The sequence below is a fragment of the Picosynechococcus sp. NKBG042902 genome, assembly GCF_963864045.1.
Taxonomy (GTDB): Bacteria; Cyanobacteriota; Cyanobacteriia; order Cyanobacteriales; family MRBY01; genus MRBY01.
The window spans coordinates 1-17,712 of the sequence record NZ_CAWLTV010000074.1; the positions used below are offsets into that span (position 1 = coordinate 1).

A 17,712-nucleotide genomic window follows, 5' to 3' on the forward strand; every position below is an offset into this window, starting at 1 on the left:
TTTTTCTTTTTCGCTAGTTTTTGGAGTAAAGGGAAAAATAACGTCTCTCGCTTTTCTTTTCATCCTAAACCCCAAAAATTCGTTAGCCGCCATGATTAAATCCTGAGCCACCAGCACCGCTACCTTTAAGCTCATTAATTCGGCCCCAGTTCTTACAAGGGCGTTTGTTTGGGCGTGCTGCATAGTGGTTAGATAAAAGCCTTGGGTGTACAGCTCGGCCATGGTTTCGGCGATATTGCGTAGCTTTACTTTTTCCTTTGTTTCTTGGAATTGCCCTGGCCGGTTCGGGTCGGGGGTGCTTGATTTAACCTCGATCTCGATTGGAAATTCTCCGATAAGCGCATCCATCTGTTTTGTCATCCACACCATAAATTGAGGGATGCTTTCTACTTCTGTCGTTTCGTCGGATTCGTCATCTCCCAATAATGATGTGGGGAGCGTCCCGGGAAAATCTGGCACGCCCACCACTTTGGCGATCGCCTCCAACTCATTCCCCAAATCGTCCAAGTCATCCTTAATATCATCAAGCTTCTGGCGATCATCCTCACTAAAATTCTTGTCTGGGTCTTGGCTTGCAGACAGCAGACCACAAACCGCACTCCCCGCAGGGCCACAGCTTAGACCATAGCCCCAAACCTCCCCTGGGATGCCGTTTATTTCTCCCTGTAGAGCATTGATGGATCCATAAATCTCCCTTACTTCCGATTCAAGGGCATCTAGGGCGCTGTTTACACTGGCGATCGCCCCCAGCACCTCACCAATTCGATTTAGTAATTCTGTCTGCCTGCCGTAAATGTCACTGGTGCGATTGTTGATTGCGGCCACCACATCCGCCAAATTTGCAAGGCGACCATCAATAACCCCTAACCCGTTCCGAACCTCCACAATCCGAGCGTTTAGGGCGTCCTGCCCAGCATCCAGATTATTAATCCCCGATTGGATCGTTGACAGGGCAGAATCTAGCTGGTTTATCCCCGTCAAAGCCCGCCGAACATCCCAGGACAAATCCCCCAACATCGACAGCACATTATCAAGATTTCCATCAATGCCCCCTAACGCTGCCTGTACCGATCCAAAAGCTTCCTCTAATAAAGTCCTTAGCGTCCCAAAAAATTCCCGGATCAAGGTGCTGGTTGCGTCAAATGCGCCGGAAATGGCGGCCTCGATGCCATTAAATAGCCCAGAAATAAAAGCCTCTAACGAGCCAAACAAACCATCAATAAAGCTCCTTTGCGCTTCCAACGCCGCAACAATTGGATCACGAATTAAGCTCACCAAAGATTCAAAGATATCGGCCAATGCGCCCCAAAATCCTTGGACAGTTCCATTTACCCCATCCAGGGCGGCCTCTATCCTGGCTAGGGCAGCAGAATGATCCGCCAAAATACTTTCAATCCCTCCCAGGCGACTGTTGATCGAATCAAACTTGCTATTGATAGTCGAATTAAAACTTTCAATAGCCGACTCTATCCGCGAAATATCATCCTTAGTAGCCAGCCCCGAAAGTGCCTCTAAAATCCTCCCCTCAAGGGCCGATATATCCGATTTCGTCGCCAGATTTGGACAAGACATTTAAAGAATGACCCCCGACAAAATCAGCAGTGAAATAATCACAAAAATCACAAACACCGTAAAACAGCCCACATTCAAACAGCCCATAACGCCCCTTAAAGTAAATCTGGATCGGTCAGGTCATTGGCCCCAACAAAATTGAATTGCAGGGTGTAGAGTTCCCTGGCAGAGATAGCGCTGGGGGACAAAAGAGTAGGCGACAGATTAGCCCGACTGACCCGCAAGGTGCGCGATTGATTTTGCAAACTCTGTTCATCAAATAAAACGCCGCTGACCTGGGAAAAATCAATTTGTGTCGAATAAAAAAGCCTCAGCAATACCCATAACAACGGCTCGATTGCGTCCCTAGGTTCATCCCATTTGGGCAACCCAGCGGCCTCAAGTTTTGCATTTAGCTCGGCAACATTAAACGTAATTGTTGACGGGGAAAATTGTCCCCCAAAGTCCTGTAGAGTAAGCGCCATTAAATTAAGTCCTCCGAATAAAAGAATCGATCGCCGTCCCACTGTTCGGCCCATAGCAACACACCCGACCGCCCCCGCATTCCAATTCACAGCACGTTTCCGGCGGGCATTTGCGCTCATCGCATTGAAAGGCTATTTGCTCCCCGTTGTAGGGACAAATGTCGTCTAATACTCCCCCTTGGTCACTTACTTCTAAGCATTGCAACGGTTCAACCGTGGGGCATTCTGGATAGGTCAATGTCTGCGTTTTCCCGTCTGTGTAGGTGATGGTGAGAATGCAGTCCCCAGGCTGTAAAGAGACAAGGGGATTGCTTGTTGTTTGTCTAGTAGATGTTGCCCCTGTATTAGTAGTTACTTTTGTGCTACTTGAAGTTAAAACCGCAGAAATTGAGGGGATTCCATTGTTGCAGTTTGCTCCTAAATAAGCCCCCGATGTTGTCCTTGCTATGCCCCCATCGGTAGTAATCATCCATTGGCTTGAAATATTAAACCTTGCACAATTATCACAAGCTCTTAATGTGCCAACATTCCCTGAAATAATTGGCGCATCAAGAGCGCAAAGCTGTGAAATAGATAAAGCAGTACGACCAAAAGACCCAGCACTAGAAATAACGTTTGGGGTAGTAGCAGTTTGGCTCCCACCATAAGCTGAAATTGTTACAGAATAAAGCCCAAAGCTGGAAATCCCCCATGTCTCACCTGGCAAAATATCAATATCACCACCGCCCCAATCAACTTCAATCCCCGATCCTGATTGCAGCTCAGTTGTCCATGATTGGATCTCGCCCCATCCGGTGAAGGGTTGCCCATTGATTAGCAGCCCCTTGGTCTTTACGTCGTGGCAAATGGGAGGATTTAGGCTTAGGATTTCCCGACGGTTGACGCTGTTCGGGTTAACGATTACATAGGCTTTGTCTGCCCCTGAACAATCACAAGTAGCCATCAGTTCTCTATCCCCTTAAGCTTCAACAAAACGGCCCTTTCTCTTAATAATTGTTCATGTACCTGATCTATCGTCCAGCCTGTTTCTGCTGCCAATCGCTGTAAAAGCTGTCCCCTTGGCTTGTAGGGCTTGGGCCGACCATAACGTTTTTTTGTCCGCAAAATTGAGCGGCGCGATCGCGTTGATAATTTCTGGTAAAGAACTATTTCCATTCCCGATCTTTTCTTCTAACTCTAACAAAAAAGCACCTGTGCTAGTTTTAGCTAAGCTACTAAAAGCACACCTATTTTTTGGGGGCTAAATTTGCGATTCTGCCGTGCTAGAAATTGGGAGATCAGATTTTTATCTAGGTTTTTCTATGGCTCTTACGTTTTTTGAATCGAGCGTATCCGCTGGCGGTGGGAATGGCGTCCCTGCTGGTTTGTTTCTGCCCATTGCGGATCTTCCTGGTGTGGTTGCTGGTGAATTTGCCGATGCTCAGTCCCAGGCCACCAAGGAAAGCAAAGCGGCATTGGCGATCGCCAACGCGATCCATACCTATGTTTCTGCGAATGCGGCTGACATTGTGGGCATGACCAGCACACGGGCTAAGGCTTCTGTTTCCGATAGCCTCGATAACCTGACCTTCTCTTTTGCTTGTCAGTATGTCGCAGACCTGGAAACCGAAACTATCGGCCAAATTCCCTTACCTAGCTCTGGGGCTAATTCTGGCGTCGGTGGTTTTGCCATTGATGACCTTTTCGCCAATGCTGCCGAGGTTGCTGCCGAGGGCGCGATCAGTGGTGAGGGCGTTGTAATCCCCTATGCAGACTTGGCCGAATTTGGCGGTTCTGATCCGGCGGCGATTACTGGCGTTGATAACCGTGATTTTGTTGCGGCAATGATCCGCTCGATGCCTGGATTGCTAACGGTTCGGGATGCTTCCACGGCAAGCGGCGTGACCACCATTTCCCAGGCCACTGCTACGACTTTTACCCTTGCACCTGCGGCTACGGCCACCACTGACCCCACCACTGGGCTGGTTACTGCTGACCTGCCTAAGATTGGCTTGCTTCAGTTCACCACAGCTTGGACTGTCCAGGTTGCCCTTGATCAAGCGGCCCAAACCTTTGACGTTAACGTCGTGACAGCTTAGGCCCGCCTAACTGACACCTAATTGATTTGTTATTTATTTTGAGGTTTCAATATGGCACGAGAATTTGGGCCGGGAACATGGCGCTACGTCAATTTAACCTTGGGGGGCGAAACGCTGAAATACGTTTTTAACTCGAAGCTGAAAGACTCCCTAAAAACGGAGTTTGGCCAAACTGACGTCACCAGTCAATTTAATGTACAGGGGGCGGTACTCACTCCCCGACGCCCCAAGCCCGCACGGGCATCGAAGCGATTCCCCGATGGGTTTGAGGGGTCTTACTGCTCTAGCGATAAGATCCGCGCTCTAAAGGCCGATGGCTATACGATCACCCGTCCTAAGCTGGCGACCTTTAACCAGACCGATCTAAGCCGGGTGCTGTACGTCAATATCAACGGCGTGAAATATGCTTGGCGGCGTCCTCGGAACCAGGGCGGCGAAGTGGATCTGACTGCCCTAGGGGTTGAAATTGCCACTGACCAAACCGATCTAGTGTTCGGGGCTGATTTTCCGAAACCTGCCCAGGCGAAAATTCCTCTTCAATCTCAAGGGACTTATCGATCCTTTGTGGATAATTCCAAGGTGGACGGGGCCACGCTGGATCAGGCGGCTGCTACTGCTGGTTGGTCTTTAGCCCGACCTCAGGAAATTTCCCAGGACGCCTTTTTAGGTCGGACGATTGGGGCTTAGGGAAATGAGCTGCATTTTGACCCCTGGCGATCCGGAATTTGAATTTGTGATGGACAATATGCCCCCACCTCCCAACTGGCGCACTCATGATCCGCATGGGGAAACGGGGCTAGTTCAAGACCTGGGAACGGGCGTATGGCTGGCGGTAAATAAACAAGAATTTATCGCAGTGATGCACGAACAGGGCGATCTATATTTCGGGGAAGACTAGGGGCAAAATGGCGATTTTTGACCAATTTGGACAGTGGGAGAGCATGGGGACGGTTGTCCCGTCATTTGATTGGCAGTTTCTCCCGCTGTTCGCCACCACGCCCCATAGCACGTTCCGAATTAAGTTTTTTGGGATGGGCGATCGCACTTGGTATCCGCCGATCCATGTGCGAAATTCCTTTTTTACCGGGGCGGAATATCTTTTTGATCGCCGCTGGGTAAAGATGTGGCCCAAGGATGAACCAGAAACCTTTCAGCTACCTTATCCGGCGGATATGATCGCCGACCCATTGCCCCAACGACAGATACAGGTCAAGCTGGCGGGCCGCTGGCGCTACTACGATCTAAACCCCCAAGGGTACATGGTCGAAATTTGGGAGAAAACCGATTCTGATGTGGTTTACCCAGTGCCAGAAACGCAACAACAGCAACCTGTGACCCAAGTATTCAGGATTTTGAGGCGTCGCCAATGAGCTGTCCCCAGATTGCCACGAAAGAAGATATCGCAGCCCTTGAGGGGCGGTTGATTGAGGCAATGCACGCCAAAATCGAGGCGGAAATTACCGCTCTTGAGGCGAGATTGGTGGGGACGGGGCAACAGGTGACGCTGGCAGAAATTCGACAGGTGATCGAGGACTCCGTCAACCTGCCCTACGAAATAGAAATTACAACGCTTCAACCGTGAACGATATCACTCAACTTTTAGTTAACCTAACGATCCTTGTGGCGACAGTTTGGGGGGCGATCCGCGCTGGACTCAACATTTACAAGCATTGGCATCTACTAAAGGATCTCCCTGAAGAGATGGAAGAAGATTTAAGCGAAATCCACCGCCAACTAAACGCGATGTGGGGAAAACTGGATCACTTGGCAACTTTGACGGATGCAAGGCTAGACCGCATGGAGCGGCAACTTAATTATTTGGCAGGGACGATCCGGATCAATCTTGAAAATTTGGAAGGGCGCCATGATTGAGAAAATTTTAAGTACAGCAAAATCACAAATCGGCTACCGGGAAAGCCCTCCAGGGTCAAACCGAACCAAGTATGGCCGCTGGTATGGGATGGACGGTAATCCGTGGTGCGCGATGTTTACGAGCTGGGTTTATGCTGAGGCTGGTTTTCCTTTGCCGAAAATGCAGGACGGCGCTCCCAGTGGCGCGGCTTACTGCCCTTACATCGAAGGGTATGCGCGACGGGTTGGGCAATGGCATAAGTCGCCAAGGCCCGGAGATTTGGCGCTGTTCCATTTTGGCAATCGGCTCGCGGTGCATATCGGGATTGTTGAGAATGTCGCTGGGGCAAAATTCAGCTCTATCGAGGGCAACACCTCAGCGGCCTCCAATGCCAATGGGGGCATGGTGCAAAGGCGATCGCGCAATGTCTCCCAGTGTCGGGGATTTTATCGGCCCATGGATATTCAGGCCCGCACGGGGAAGGATGCTTATTATCGGCTGATCCGGCTGAGACGCCCCTACATGGCAGGCCATGACGTTCGGGAGTGGCAAAAGCAGGTGAATCATTGGGCGATCGCCATTGAGATCGATGGGGTTTTCGGCCCGAACTCGGAGAAGGCTTGCCGCACCTTACAAGAGAAATGGGGCTTAGAGATTGACGGGGTTGTGGGGCCGAAAACTTGGGAACGAACATTTAAAAAAAGCAGTGAGGTTTGATTATGTGGATCATTCAAGCGTTAGAAGTGCTAGCTGAAGGGAGGTCAACAGGAAAATACCGACTAACAGCAAGATCAGATGAACCTGCAAGCTCCCCAAAAGGACTTTGCTCTCATCTTCACAAAGATCCCTCTGAAGCACAAAAATGTGCCGAAGCAAGGAAAAACGCAAAAAAATACGGGCTTTTTTAAATTAGGGGGAGTTCCAAGGATGCCTGAGCCGGACAAGGACAAGCTTTTTAAAATTGCCATGGCGAAAGATGGCATCCAGGCGGCGGATGTGGCCTACTACCTCCTGTTGTTTTTGCCCTTGGTGACCGGGATAGCAGGTTTTTATTTTTGGTGCAAGGCGATTTTGTTTTATCCAGACATCCCAGAACAACGACTTAAACCCCTGTTCTGGTCGAGCTGCGTTTTGATGGGCCTCCCCGTCGCTGGGGAGTTTTGGCGACACAAATAGCCATCATTCCAATGGGGCTAAGTGCCGTTGCTCGATCTTGGTTTCCCCGGCGGAATCACTCAAACATAGATAAACCTTGTAGGCGAACTCAGATCCAACAGGCGGAAATTTCACAATCTTGACCACCTCACCATTGATTTTCCAGCGTACATACTCCCCAGGCCGAAATAAAAATCCTGCTTTTTCATACTCTTCTGGAATCGTTTCAAATTTCTCGTTTTTTTGCGGCATTACGGTACAAATCGGCTGTGATGCTTGTGGGGCAGGAGTTTCGGCTGTACCGTAATTGCGATCTAATTGCGGTACATTTGCCGATTCTGGATCAACTTGCGGCACATTTTCGGGGGACTGTGCCGTAACTTCAGAATTACGGTACACATTACGGTACATCTCTAACCCTTGTTCTGTCTGGGTTGTGCCATAAGTACCGTAATTACCGTTATTTTTAGAGGGTATATTTTCCCAGGGGGCTGTTTCCTTTTCGGGGTTAACTTTAATGCGTAAATGGCGGCCCTCCTTGCGGATCCGTCGTTCTTCGGTGTAACCAAGCTGATTGAGGATTTTATTTAGCCGTCTCAGCTCCCGTTGTCCCTGTTCTTTGGGTTCGAGCTTGAAAACTTCCTCCAGAATTTCTTTGGTGTTGGCGTAGCTGTGCCAGCTTAACCATGCCTCCACATCCTCTAACCAGGGGTCTTGTTCGGTGAAGTCGAGGGCGATCGCCTTTAGGATTGCCTTTTCTGTTTCGTCGGGATGCCACCGCGCCCCAGCTAAATAAGCATCCATGGCGGCGGCCCATATCCCGTCCCTTTCCTGGGCTAGGCGGGCGTTGTCAATATCCCCGGTGATCGGCACTGTCCAGAAACGGCGGTTTTCGTCATCCATCAAGAATCGAGAGGGGTTCACCGTTCCGCAAAACACGGATCGGCGGTTGTGCTTCTGGGTTTTCCGCTCGTAGGGGGCGCGAAATTCATCCTGTCTGACGGTGAGGTAATGTTTCAGGCTGGCCGCGTCTTTCTTTGACGTGATGCCGTCGATTTCTGCCAGCTCGATGATCCAGTTGCCATGAAGCGCCATCAATGAGTTAGTCGATTGGATCTCACTGATCGAGTCATTAAAGTAAATCTGGCTCAGGGTCTTAAACCATGTCGATTTCCCTCGCCCCTGGCCGCCTTGGAGGACTAGGGTGTAATCGGCTTGGCATCCTAGATAAGTGCTGTCGGCTTCTTTGCCCTCGGTTTCCAGTTGCCGCGCCACAGCAGAAATTAGCCACATTTCCACGCACCGGTTATACATCCAGGCTTTGCGCTTGTCGGCTTCCTCAGTAAATTTGTCGGGGTCTTGCCCAAAATAGCGGGCCGCTAAATTGTGGATCGGGACGCGCTCTGCTTCCCGGTGGCAACGGCGCAAATCTTCGACCACTGGATCGAAGCTGTTCTTTTTGGCGAAATAGACCATCGCTTTATATATGTCGTTCTCGCTGGCGGTCTCGCCATACTCATCAAAGAACCAAGCCCGCAGCTCATCGGCAACGCGAAATAACTGCCCATCCAGTAGCATCTCTTTCCGCATGGAATCGAAGCTTAGGCGGTGGGCCATTTCATCTTGGATAAATTCAAAAAGCTCGGCATAGTTGAGGTTTTTCGTTCCCCCATAAATACGACGGGTTTCGGGGCGTGATTTTTTTAATGGGGAGCTGGTGATCGCCGCGTACCCTTCAGGGTCATTTTTCTTCATAATTTCCATTGCAAATTCCAGCTTTTCCTTATAAATTTCGTTTTCTGAAATTGGCCGATCTGGCTCTTGTGGATCTGGTCTCGGGGCGGGTTTAGGGTCGGGCCGTTCCTGTCGCTTCCAGGCCGTGACCGATTGCCGCTGGTTAAATAAATGCTTCAAAGCTTCCGGCCCATGGGCAAAATGCACATCATCAATCCCCTTTAAATCGGGAAAATCCCAAGTCCAGCACATTACCTTGACTTTGCAGCCCTCAGCCCTGAGAAGCTTGGCGGTTTTGCTGACGGCGATCTGTACGTTGCGGATCGTCTTCGGTTTTGTGTCATTGTCGAAACAAAAAATAATTTCCCGTCCCTTTTGGGCGATCGCCTTTAACTGAGGAATCAAATAAGAGTCCCCAATCTTCCGCCCCTGCTCATCCTTGGGGGTGCGGTATCCAGAAAAAATCCCCGGTAAACCGACCGCGCAATACCCAGCAGACAATAGGGACGCCGTTTTTTTGGCTCCCTCGGTGATGATAATCGGATATTTAGAGTCGGCAATAGTTCCCCGCCAATAATCCGCATTCCCTAGAAAAAAAGCTTCGGTGGGCGTCTTCGGTGGGTGTTCGTATTTAATTGGTTTACCGTCGATCTCTCTGGGGGAATTAGGTTTTAGACAACCCCATAAAGATGGTTTAAAGGTGAGAATATCGAGGCCGGAACACCACCAGCCCCCATCCTCTAAATGGGCATAATTTCGGAGCCATTTATCACGAAGTCGGCCATCGTTGCGGCGTTCATCTTCGCCCAATCCATAAAGCAAAAATTCCCAGCAAGCTGACGGGGAAAGCTGTTTAAAATAGGGTTTAAATTGTTCAGAAATAGCGCTTTTTTCTAGCTCTTGAGCTAAAATATTGTTATCAGTATCAGTCATTTTTATTTCTCCTCTATTTTTGCAGCAAAAAAGCTATCCTCACCGGAAACTATGGGGATAGCTTTTCTCTTTCTTTAGAATGGGATATCGTCTAAGTCGTAGTATTCCTTGGTTGTTGGGGGAGCCACTGGATCAACCCGTCGCTGGAATATTTCTGGCTGAATTTCTGCCCAATTAAGGACTGTTTCGATTCTGTCTGCAATTTGATCTCCCTGCTCTAGGCACTCGCAAGGGAAATGAATTAATAATTGATAGGTGTGATTTTTCATGATTCAAGCCCGCTAGCCTCCATGCAACGTTTGTAATCTTCAACTACGGCTTCAACCGCCGCATTTAATAACTTGGCGATTTCTCTTCTGTACCGAAACAAATCTTCAGGAAGCTCCCCTACTTTTAAATCTCCCAATTCTGGGTTTTCTAGGTAATAAAAAACAGTCTCGCCATTTATGACGTAATCAACCTGCGGAGAATAATCTTTCATAGGTCAATCCCCGAATTGTTGTCTTTCTCTGAAACATCAAATCCCCGAAAATTAAGTTTTCTCTCCTCGATGAAGAATTCTTCTGCTTTTTCTGGAAAAACTCCGTACCTTTGCGCGGCTTGTTTCATTGCTGCTTTTTTTGATCTCGCCAGAAGAATAATTTTGAAATTAGGCGGGGCGGTTACCACATACAATTTTTTCGCCATTACCGCGCCTCCATTTGCTTTAGGTAGGCATTGAGGGCGATCGCCACTCCGACCGCTTCAGGAATTGAGGCATATTCAGCCACTAAAAAACTCGATCCATCACTGGTAAGGAAATAGATCGAGTAACCGCTGGGAGTAAATTCCCCGTATTTTTGGATGGGCTGACTCTTTGGGAATACCACCCCATCAGTCTGATGGCGGGCAATCTTCTTGTGGAACGTCTTGGCGGCATGGATCGCCAGTTCAATCTTTTGATCGAGGTTCCCAACAGATCGGGATTGAGAATCACGTTGCAGAAGGGCCAATAGCACCTGCAACGCCTCAGAACGTAATCTATTCATTTTGTTTCTTGAGCGTTTGTATTACGCCATAGGTAGAGTCTCGGTAGCTGTTGGTTTTGGCTTGGCTCTAAATATGGAGTAAGTGAACTTTCTAATGTGGATAGAACCCGCTCACTGCTTGACCTTGGGCCTCCTAAAATGGAGTGAAAGTTATATATACCAAGGGGTAGGAAATGGATGGCCGTCCATTCCTACCGTTTTTCTAAGCGTGATAGGTTACACGGTTAGCCGTGTAAAGTTCAGTATAATGAGCGTAAAGGATAAATGCAACGAAAATACTTTGAAAGCGTTAAGAAAGAAGTTGAGAATCAATCAAACCCAATTTGCGAAAGCATTGGGGGTAAGGCAGCAAACCGTTTCTGAATGGGAGCGCGGTATTTATCGTCCTGCGTTGTCTATTGAGCAGATAAAGACCCTTGAAGATATGTTAAGCAGGGTTGGATTAAAATTTAGAGACCTACCGGATGATCTTTCCCAGTAGGTCTAGTTAGAAGAGGAACTAGAATCATGAAAACAATTACACGTATAGCAAGGAGGAATCCCCAAAAAGGAGTATGGAGAGGGGTAAGAAGTGCTTTTTCTATCCACCCTCCGAGCCGTAATCAAGAAACTAAGGCAACTCTGGAAAAACTAATTGAATCAGCCAAACATGGTGCTGAAGCCGATACTGAAGCCATCCGCTCTGATTGGAAAAGGGTTGGTAGAGATATGTATGAGGCTCAAACCAAATTTTTAGAAAGTCTTGACCAAGAACAGCGAGAAAAGCTGGATAGATTATCAAAAGTTGAATCATTAAAACTCAAGATAGATGAACGATCCCATTTCTGGAAAATCTCCCACCGACTCAGAGACAGAGCAGAATCCTGACCTTGATGAGGACACTCTCTCCCCCATATCTAAAGAGCAACCAGAAAGATCGCCTGAGTCATATCCAAGGGCCGTTTTTCAGTATGAAGAATCAGGGCCACTCCCTCACCCCGATGTTCTCTATCTTTATGGGGAAGTAGTACAGGACGGTGCGGAAAGAATTTTTTCAATGATGGAAAGGGAGCAATCATTTCGACAAAATCAAGAGGAAAGATTGCTTCAAGCTCAAATTGATGATTTAAAAGCGGATCGAGAAGAAGCGCGACGCGGCCAAAATTACGCCTTGGCGATCGCTCTTGTCGTAGTCGCTTGCGGAACGATTACCGCTGCCCTGGGGCATGGTTGGGCCGCTACTGGCATCATGGGAACAGGGACAGCCCCGGTTGTCGCTTCTTTCATCAATGGGCGTAGGCGTTCTGGCTATCGAAACTCCGCCGATAACCAGAACCCTTCCGAAGAATGAGCTAATTTAAAATCATGAGCGTTTGTTGGGTGAGGGCGATCAAGGTCGCCTTTTTTATTTGCCGAAACGTTTTTCGTTCTCCATGCGGATTTTCAAAGCCTTAAGCTGTTTTTCTATATGCTCCTGATGCTCTGTGACCCCTTCGATCTGCTTCTTTTGTCTGGCGACGGTTGTTTCTAGCCCCTCCACATAAATCAGGAATCTTTGCCCAGCATAGGCAATGGGTAACCAAACCACGATTGTGACCGTTCCCACTACTTCATCTGACCCCCCAGTGATCAAGGTGATCGCCCCTACAGCAAAAGCAAAAAACGCAGCAAAATGGCTCACTGCATAATTTTTAAAGACGTGATCCCATTGCCGATAAGCAAATTTATAAACAGCGATTTCCATCGCTAGCCCCACAGTCATCAGGATGAAAAAATCAATTGCTTGTGATCTGGTGAGGATGTTGCAAATCCCGGAGGTCAAGTTATATGTCCCTAGGCCAAAACCTAAAGAACCAATTGTAAAGACCAAAAATAGCCATCCAGTTCTAGTGATTGCCTTCATTCTCATTTCCTTACTTTTCTAATGGAGCGCGGGGACGGTCAGGATTATCAGCAATCTGCCGGGTAAGTGTTAAAACTTCATCCTTCTCGTACCAATGATGATAGGTCTTAAAATGCACATCGAGACTATGCCCCATCAATTTCGCTGCATCGATAGGCTTAATCCCAAACTGCTTGGATCGGCGGGCATAGCAATGGCGCAAAACGTAGGGCGTAAACGGCACATCATAGCGATAGAATTGCCGCGTTACGCGACTCCCCAACGCTGAATAATCCTTACTCCCCGACCAGGGCGGCGCGGTTCCCTCCAATAGCCCCCACTGCTCTACCCATTCCGGGTACAAAGGCGACACATGGCGCGGCCCGGTTTTCCCTTCCCGCAGATAAAGCAATGGTGGATCGCTCAGGTCTGCAAAAAATACCTCATGGGGACGCAACCCATAGGCCGCCATCAAACCATAGGCCCAACGCCATAACGGGTTCGGAATCTTTCTAAAACCATTGGCGATCGCCTTGTCACTGGGCAACGTACGCGGCGTGAGAAATTTATGGCAATATCGGCCCCGGTATTCGTCCAGGTCTACCGCTATCCCCGCAAATTCCGCCAACTTCCTTAAGGCAATGCAGGCTCGCAATCTTTGGCGGCTGTCTGGTTTGATGCCCTTCACCACATCAAGGATCGCCGTTTTGGTGAGCTTGCGCCCCTGGGGGAGTTTGTTGAAAATCTGTTGGTAGCTGCTGCGGTAGGTCGTTCGCGCTTGGGGTGTATCGGCCCGCTTGGCGAAATAATCTTGCTCAAATGCGGCGATCCATTCCGAACAAGTCTGTATGTCATTTTTGCCATACGCGGCCCAGTCAAATTCCCCGCAAGCAATCAGGCCACCAAGCTTAATCGCCTCAGCCTTAGCCCGCTGTAACCCTTCCTCATTGGCATAGACCCCAAGGGCGATCCGTTGCCGATGGGGAGCTGTCCGCCCCGTCCCAGGCTTAGGGGGAAGTGTGGCCCGCAGATAGACCCGTTTCCCCTGGATTTCCACAGACACACCAATTCTTAGGGCGTCTAAATCCCGGTTAATCTCTTGAATTTTCATGGCTGATCTAGACCATATTTAGACCAAGCCTTACGGGAGAATAGGCATTCCAGGCCACCATGAAAAAGTAAGCAAAAATCTCCTACGCTACCAGTAGCGCAATGGAAATTTGACCTACACTGTAAATATGGCTCGAGGCAGATTTGAACTGCCGACCTTGGGCTTATGAGTCCCCTGCTCTAACCAGCTGAGCTACCGAGCCAAAACCGTAAACAATAATAACTACCACAATAGTGGTTGTCAAGACTTTTCCTAAAAAAACTACCACAATGGTAGGTGTTGAGATTTTGCTGAAAATAACTACGGAAAGTCGAATATCACAATGGAGTTTGCCCAATCCCCATACAATACGGGAAACTGCTGAAATCGTTATGCCCCAACTCCCAAAAATTGACCGACAGCGGGAACACCAAGCCAACGAACGTACCTTTCTGGCTTGGTTGCGTACCTCGATCGCCTTAATTGGTTTTGGCTTTGCGATCGCCCGTTTTGGTTTTTTTGTGCGTCAAATTGAAGAAACCCTAGTCTCCCAAAGTAATTTACCCTTGCCGAACCTGGCCTCTTCCGAAACGCTCGGTCGGGCCTTTGCGATCGCCGGCATTGTGATCATTGCTTTGGCTCTGTGGAACTACCACCAACATTTTCGTCAAATTGAGCAGGGAAATTATCAACCCAATCGCTGGATGATTACCACAACGGCGCTGGTGGCGATGGTTTTAGGGGGGCTGAGTTTGATTTTGATGATTGGCAGTAAACCCGATCCGACTCGGGAAGATTTTTCTCGCTCCCAGGCCCTTCCTAGAGCCTCAAATGTATTTAAGCGCCACACTAGGTACTAATTCCCAAGGGGAAGACTTCTGTGTTATATTTTTAGACGACTCGGATCTATGCGATCTCGACGCCCAAACCTTGTCAGGACCGGAAGGTAGCAGCAATACGGGATGCTCGTGGTAGGCGTAGGCTCCGGGTCTTTTGGTTTTTTGGGGATTGCAGCAGTCAGTTAGTACTTTTCACGGCTTAGGACAAACACGCTACCCTCATTCCCCCGGCCAATGCGCAGATCTTCATCGAGATAAGTAATATCAAGCCAGCCATTATTATTTTTGCTGTTAATTCCCACATCAACAGGAAAGAATTTTTTCCCGGCTAACATTTGCTCGACGAGTCCTTTCGGAAAACGGTAGTTCATCAGGCGCTGGGAGCCAATCACGTAGCGATTAAAGAAAACATTCACCCGCTGATCAGAGACAGGAGTGAAAGAGGCTTCCACGAGCACTAAGCCTTCAAGGAAAGGAATCCCCTCTAGTTCGGCGATGTTGTAAATTTTTTGCTGGAGTGGCCGCACACATTGGTAAACCTGCCCTAACTGCAAAAGGGGAAAGCGATTGATCCCCAAAATGCCTTTGCTGGTGGTATAAATCAGTCGCCAATCCCCTTCGAGTAAGGTTGTCGCTTCTAGGGGCTTGGGGGTCGGGTTTTGGTCTTCGAGGCGATCAACGATGGCGAGGATATTGGCGCGGTCTACTTCAGTGGCGATCAGACCACGATTTTTTCCGGCAATGGTTTCGAGGAGGTTCGTTTTTAGATTCATGGAAAGGTGAGCAGTGGTCAGCGCAGGTCTAAGGAAATTTAGGCCATAGATTATTTTCTCATATCCCTTCAGCGGCGATCAGCAGGGCCAAGTTATCTCGGTGGATCACGGTGTCGGCGCTGCCGTAGCCGAGAATTTGGCGAATTTGGGTCGAATGTTGCCCTTGAATTTTTTCAATATCTTGGTGGTTGTAGTTTACTAACCCTCTGGCGATCGCCTGACCTGTTTGGGTTCTCAGTTCTACGGGGTCGTTAATGGTAAATTCCCCTTCCACGGCAACAATACCTGCTGCGAGGAGAGAACGACCATTTTTCAGAAGGGCCTGGGTTGCGCCATCGTCAAGGGTTAAAATTCCCTGGGGCACGAGGCCGTAGGCAATCCAACGTTTACGGGCATTATCGGCCTGGGGCTGGGCCTCAAAGTGGGTGCCGATATCTTCCCCGGCAACAATTTTCAGAAGATTCTGGGGGGTTTTGCCCTGGGTAATCACCGTGCGTACGCCAGCGCTGGTGGCAATGCGGGCGGCGGTGAGTTTTGTCTGCATTCCTCCCGTTCCCCATTGGGAACCGCTAGATCCGGCATCCACCTGGAGGTTAAACAGTTCGCTGGAACTGACCAGGGGAATGGGGCGGGCGTCAGGGTTTTGTCTGGGGTCAGCGGAATAGAGGCGATCCACATCGGTGAGGAGCACCAACCAGTCGGCATTCACCAAGCTGGCGACCAGGGCAGAGAGGGTGTCGTTATCACCAAATTTCAGTTCATCGACGGCAACGGTATCGTTTTCGTTCACAATCGGGATCACGCTGAGATCCAACATCGCGTTGAGGGCTTCCTGGACGGTCAGGTAAGAGGTGCGATCCACGAGGTCTCGACGGGTGAGCAATACCTGGGCGATCGCCTGTTGCAGACTGGTAAATAGATCATCATAAAGCCGGATTAAACGGCCCTGACCCACGGCGGCGATCGCCTGTTTTTCAGCAATTTTTTTCGGGCGTTCTGAGCGTTTCAATACCCCACAGCCCACGCCCACGGCCCCAGAGGAGACGAGGATTACCCGGTGGCCCTTTTGTTTGAGGCGGGTCAAGGTTTCCACTAGGGTACCGATGGTTGCCAAAGCCAACATGCCTGTTTTGGGATCTGTGAGGCTAGAGGTGCCAATTTTAATGACGATGGTTTGGGGCATAGGAGACTGTGAAGCTAGGTGAATTTTTCTATTATTTCAGCAAAAATTCCCTTGAGCCGAAAATCTTACCCCGCGTCCACAGCATCCTTTCCGTCTCCCATTAAGGAAAACAAGGGATTTCAGCAATGACGGTAAAATAGACCCAGTTTCTGTGTTTTACATCCGCTGACAAAAGTCCCCAACGTTATCCATGACCCACACTGCGATCGCCAAAGAAAAACCCGATTGGGCTGGGGAAGACTGGTTATCCCGCCTCGTTAACCGTCTGATCCAAACAAAGCCCCTCTACGCCCTGATGAAACAACAAGCCCGGCGCGTTCTGATCAAAACCGCCGAAAAAAATGGTGTCCCCTGGCGGCAGATCGTGCAGGAATTGGAGCAATCCCCCGCCAAACAATATTTCCAAGACATCGCCAATCCCCACCTGGACTACCCCGACTATTACCAAGTCCCCTTCCATGCCTACAACGAAGGGAATTTATGTTGGCAAGCAGCCTTTGAGGCAGCCCCGGCGACGGCAGCGATGGCCCTACGGGTTTGGAAAACGGAACCCCTTACCCCAGAAGTGGCCCAGGCCCGACTCCGCAATAGTTTTTTAGATGTCCTTGAACAATATTTGCCCCAGAACGTAAACGAAGCCTTGGATATCGGTTGCTCTGTGGGCATTTCGACCTTTGCGCTTCTAGAACGACTCCAGGCCAAAAATCCAGCAGTCAAGGTAACGGGCCTAGATCTTTCACCCCACATGCTCGCGGTGGCTAAGGTTCAAGATAAAAATCAAGCGGTGCAATGGTGCCATGGCAAGGCGGAAACGACGGAGTTTACCGATGATCGATTTGATTTAATTACCTTGCAATTTGTCCTCCATGAACTGCCCAACCAGGCCACCCGTGAGATCTTCCAGGAATGCCGACGCATTTTGCGGCCCGGTGGTTGTTTGGCGATCGTCGATAACAATCCGAAATCTCCGGTGATTCAGGGTTTACCGCCAGCCTTGTTTGTGTTGATGAAGAGCACAGAACCTTGGAGTGACGAATATTATACTTTTGATGTAGAATCGACACTAAAAGAAGTCGGTTTTGATTACCGCACCACCGTCGCCAGTGATCCGCGCCACCGCACGATCATTGCCCACAAGCCCCTTTAATTG

General features: G+C 49.3%; 26 protein-coding genes, 1 tRNA gene and 1 other RNA gene. 15 read left to right on the top strand and 13 right to left on the bottom strand.

Going from position 1 to position 17,712, the window contains the following annotated elements; genetic code table 11:
* The 3 genes from AACR41_RS11910 to AACR41_RS11920 form a co-directional block, all read right to left on the bottom strand.
* Positions 1–1,383: hypothetical protein (locus AACR41_RS11910; RefSeq protein WP_152550971.1), on the bottom strand; the 1,383-nt coding region annotated here is incomplete at its 3' end.
* Positions 1,384–1,667: 284 nt separating this feature from the next.
* Entirely contained in the window at positions 1,668–2,036 is a 369-nt protein-coding gene (locus AACR41_RS11915) for a hypothetical protein (RefSeq protein WP_152550972.1), read from the bottom strand.
* 4 nt (positions 2,037–2,040) lie between these two features.
* The gene (locus AACR41_RS11920) at positions 2,041–2,979 is read right to left on the bottom strand and encodes a hypothetical protein (RefSeq protein WP_152550973.1); all 939 of its coding nucleotides are present in this window, start codon (positions 2,977–2,979) and stop codon (positions 2,041–2,043) included.
* Between the two features lie 358 nt (positions 2,980–3,337).
* On the opposite strand from AACR41_RS11920, the gene AACR41_RS11925 reads away from it, so the two are divergent.
* Genes AACR41_RS11925 through AACR41_RS11965 form a run of 9 tightly spaced genes read left to right on the top strand, consistent with a single transcriptional unit; the run spans position 3,338 to position 7,142 of the window.
* On the top strand, positions 3,338–4,114 hold the full coding sequence (locus tag AACR41_RS11925; RefSeq protein ID WP_030006326.1) for a hypothetical protein: 777 nt from the start codon (positions 3,338–3,340) through the stop codon (positions 4,112–4,114).
* A 51-nt stretch (positions 4,115–4,165) separates the two neighbouring features.
* Entirely contained in the window at positions 4,166–4,801 is a 636-nt protein-coding gene (locus AACR41_RS11930; protein WP_030006327.1) for a hypothetical protein, read from the top strand.
* A gap of 4 nt (positions 4,802–4,805) precedes the next feature.
* Entirely contained in the window at positions 4,806–5,012 is a 207-nt protein-coding gene (locus AACR41_RS11935; RefSeq protein WP_030006328.1) for a hypothetical protein, read from the top strand.
* Between the two features lie 7 nt (positions 5,013–5,019).
* Positions 5,020–5,484 (top strand): hypothetical protein, encoded by a 465-nt coding sequence (locus AACR41_RS11940; protein WP_030006329.1) that lies wholly within the window; start codon positions 5,020–5,022, stop codon positions 5,482–5,484.
* Positions 5,481–5,696 (top strand): hypothetical protein, encoded by a 216-nt coding sequence (locus tag AACR41_RS11945; RefSeq protein WP_030006330.1) that lies wholly within the window; start codon positions 5,481–5,483, stop codon positions 5,694–5,696. The genes AACR41_RS11940 and AACR41_RS11945 overlap by 4 nt, the downstream gene beginning before the upstream one ends.
* Positions 5,693–5,986: a hypothetical protein gene (locus AACR41_RS11950; protein WP_030006331.1), complete on the top strand. Its 294-nt coding sequence runs from the start codon at positions 5,693–5,695 to the stop codon at positions 5,984–5,986. Before AACR41_RS11945 ends, AACR41_RS11950 begins: the two co-directional genes overlap by 4 nt.
* Complete coding sequence (locus AACR41_RS11955; RefSeq protein ID WP_052349610.1) at positions 5,979–6,683, top strand: C40 family peptidase; 705 nt, start codon at positions 5,979–5,981, stop codon at positions 6,681–6,683. The genes AACR41_RS11950 and AACR41_RS11955 overlap by 8 nt, the downstream gene beginning before the upstream one ends.
* 2 nt (positions 6,684–6,685) lie before the next feature.
* Positions 6,686–6,874, top strand: coding sequence for a hypothetical protein (locus AACR41_RS11960; protein ID WP_152550974.1), 189 nt, complete (start codon positions 6,686–6,688; stop codon positions 6,872–6,874).
* Between the two features lie 19 nt (positions 6,875–6,893).
* Positions 6,894–7,142, top strand: a complete 249-nt coding sequence (locus tag AACR41_RS11965; protein WP_152550975.1) for a hypothetical protein — start codon at positions 6,894–6,896, stop codon at positions 7,140–7,142.
* A 3-nt stretch (positions 7,143–7,145) separates the two neighbouring features.
* On the opposite strand, the gene AACR41_RS11970 is transcribed toward AACR41_RS11965, so the two are convergent.
* The 5 genes from AACR41_RS11970 to AACR41_RS11990 form a co-directional block, all read right to left on the bottom strand.
* Positions 7,146–9,788 (bottom strand): VapE domain-containing protein, encoded by a 2,643-nt coding sequence (locus AACR41_RS11970; RefSeq protein WP_030006334.1) that lies wholly within the window; start codon positions 9,786–9,788, stop codon positions 7,146–7,148.
* Positions 9,789–9,862: 74 nt separating this feature from the next.
* Positions 9,863–10,057 (bottom strand): hypothetical protein, encoded by a 195-nt coding sequence (locus tag AACR41_RS11975; RefSeq protein ID WP_030006335.1) that lies wholly within the window; start codon positions 10,055–10,057, stop codon positions 9,863–9,865.
* Entirely contained in the window at positions 10,054–10,269 is a 216-nt protein-coding gene (locus AACR41_RS11980) for a hypothetical protein (RefSeq protein WP_030006336.1), read from the bottom strand. Before AACR41_RS11980 ends, AACR41_RS11975 begins: the two co-directional genes overlap by 4 nt.
* The gene (locus AACR41_RS11985) at positions 10,266–10,475 is read right to left on the bottom strand and encodes a hypothetical protein (RefSeq protein ID WP_030006337.1); all 210 of its coding nucleotides are present in this window, start codon (positions 10,473–10,475) and stop codon (positions 10,266–10,268) included. The genes AACR41_RS11980 and AACR41_RS11985 overlap by 4 nt, the downstream gene beginning before the upstream one ends.
* Entirely contained in the window at positions 10,475–10,816 is a 342-nt protein-coding gene (locus AACR41_RS11990; RefSeq protein WP_030006338.1) for a hypothetical protein, read from the bottom strand. Before AACR41_RS11990 ends, AACR41_RS11985 begins: the two co-directional genes overlap by 1 nt.
* Positions 10,817–11,063: 247 nt before the next feature.
* Between AACR41_RS11990 and AACR41_RS11995 the strand changes: the two genes are divergently transcribed.
* The 3 genes from AACR41_RS11995 to AACR41_RS12005 are packed head-to-tail and all read left to right on the top strand — an operon-like array spanning position 11,064 to position 12,146.
* The gene (locus tag AACR41_RS11995) at positions 11,064–11,297 is read left to right on the top strand and encodes a helix-turn-helix transcriptional regulator (RefSeq protein WP_030006339.1); all 234 of its coding nucleotides are present in this window, start codon (positions 11,064–11,066) and stop codon (positions 11,295–11,297) included.
* Positions 11,298–11,323: 26 nt separating this feature from the next.
* The gene (locus AACR41_RS12000; protein WP_030006340.1) at positions 11,324–11,683 is read left to right on the top strand and encodes a hypothetical protein; all 360 of its coding nucleotides are present in this window, start codon (positions 11,324–11,326) and stop codon (positions 11,681–11,683) included.
* On the top strand, positions 11,625–12,146 hold the full coding sequence (locus AACR41_RS12005) for a DUF2335 domain-containing protein (RefSeq protein ID WP_072007976.1): 522 nt from the start codon (positions 11,625–11,627) through the stop codon (positions 12,144–12,146). Before AACR41_RS12000 ends, AACR41_RS12005 begins: the two co-directional genes overlap by 59 nt.
* Before the next feature lie 54 nt (positions 12,147–12,200).
* On the opposite strand, the gene AACR41_RS12010 is transcribed toward AACR41_RS12005, so the two are convergent.
* The 3 genes from AACR41_RS12010 to AACR41_RS12020 all read right to left on the bottom strand — a co-directional run bounded on the left by AACR41_RS12010 (position 12,201) and on the right by AACR41_RS12020 (position 13,990).
* Positions 12,201–12,698, bottom strand: a complete 498-nt coding sequence (locus tag AACR41_RS12010; RefSeq protein WP_152550976.1) for a hypothetical protein — start codon at positions 12,696–12,698, stop codon at positions 12,201–12,203.
* Between the two features lie 10 nt (positions 12,699–12,708).
* Positions 12,709–13,788 (bottom strand): hypothetical protein, encoded by a 1,080-nt coding sequence (locus AACR41_RS12015; protein ID WP_045441580.1) that lies wholly within the window; start codon positions 13,786–13,788, stop codon positions 12,709–12,711.
* Between the two features lie 128 nt (positions 13,789–13,916).
* Positions 13,917–13,990 (bottom strand) — tRNA-Met (locus tag AACR41_RS12020).
* A gap of 169 nt (positions 13,991–14,159) precedes the next feature.
* Between AACR41_RS12020 and AACR41_RS12025 the strand changes: the two genes are divergently transcribed.
* Together AACR41_RS12025 and ffs are read left to right on the top strand one after the other, a co-directional pair.
* Positions 14,160–14,627 (top strand): YidH family protein, encoded by a 468-nt coding sequence (locus tag AACR41_RS12025; protein ID WP_030006344.1) that lies wholly within the window; start codon positions 14,160–14,162, stop codon positions 14,625–14,627.
* 37 nt (positions 14,628–14,664) lie between these two features.
* An RNA gene (gene ffs / locus AACR41_RS12030) (signal recognition particle sRNA small type) lies at positions 14,665–14,761 on the top strand.
* A 27-nt stretch (positions 14,762–14,788) separates the two neighbouring features.
* Here ffs and AACR41_RS12035 read toward each other — a convergent pair.
* On the bottom strand, positions 14,789–15,379 hold the full coding sequence (locus AACR41_RS12035; RefSeq protein WP_012307392.1) for a PAP/fibrillin family protein: 591 nt from the start codon (positions 15,377–15,379) through the stop codon (positions 14,789–14,791).
* Between the two features lie 58 nt (positions 15,380–15,437).
* Positions 15,438–16,562, bottom strand: coding sequence for a glutamate 5-kinase (proB, locus tag AACR41_RS12040; RefSeq protein ID WP_030006345.1), 1,125 nt, complete (start codon positions 16,560–16,562; stop codon positions 15,438–15,440).
* 190 nt (positions 16,563–16,752) lie between these two features.
* On the opposite strand from proB, the gene AACR41_RS12045 reads away from it, so the two are divergent.
* Positions 16,753–17,709: a class I SAM-dependent methyltransferase gene (locus tag AACR41_RS12045; RefSeq protein WP_030006346.1), complete on the top strand. Its 957-nt coding sequence runs from the start codon at positions 16,753–16,755 to the stop codon at positions 17,707–17,709.
* The last annotated feature ends 3 nt before the right edge of the window (positions 17,710–17,712 follow it).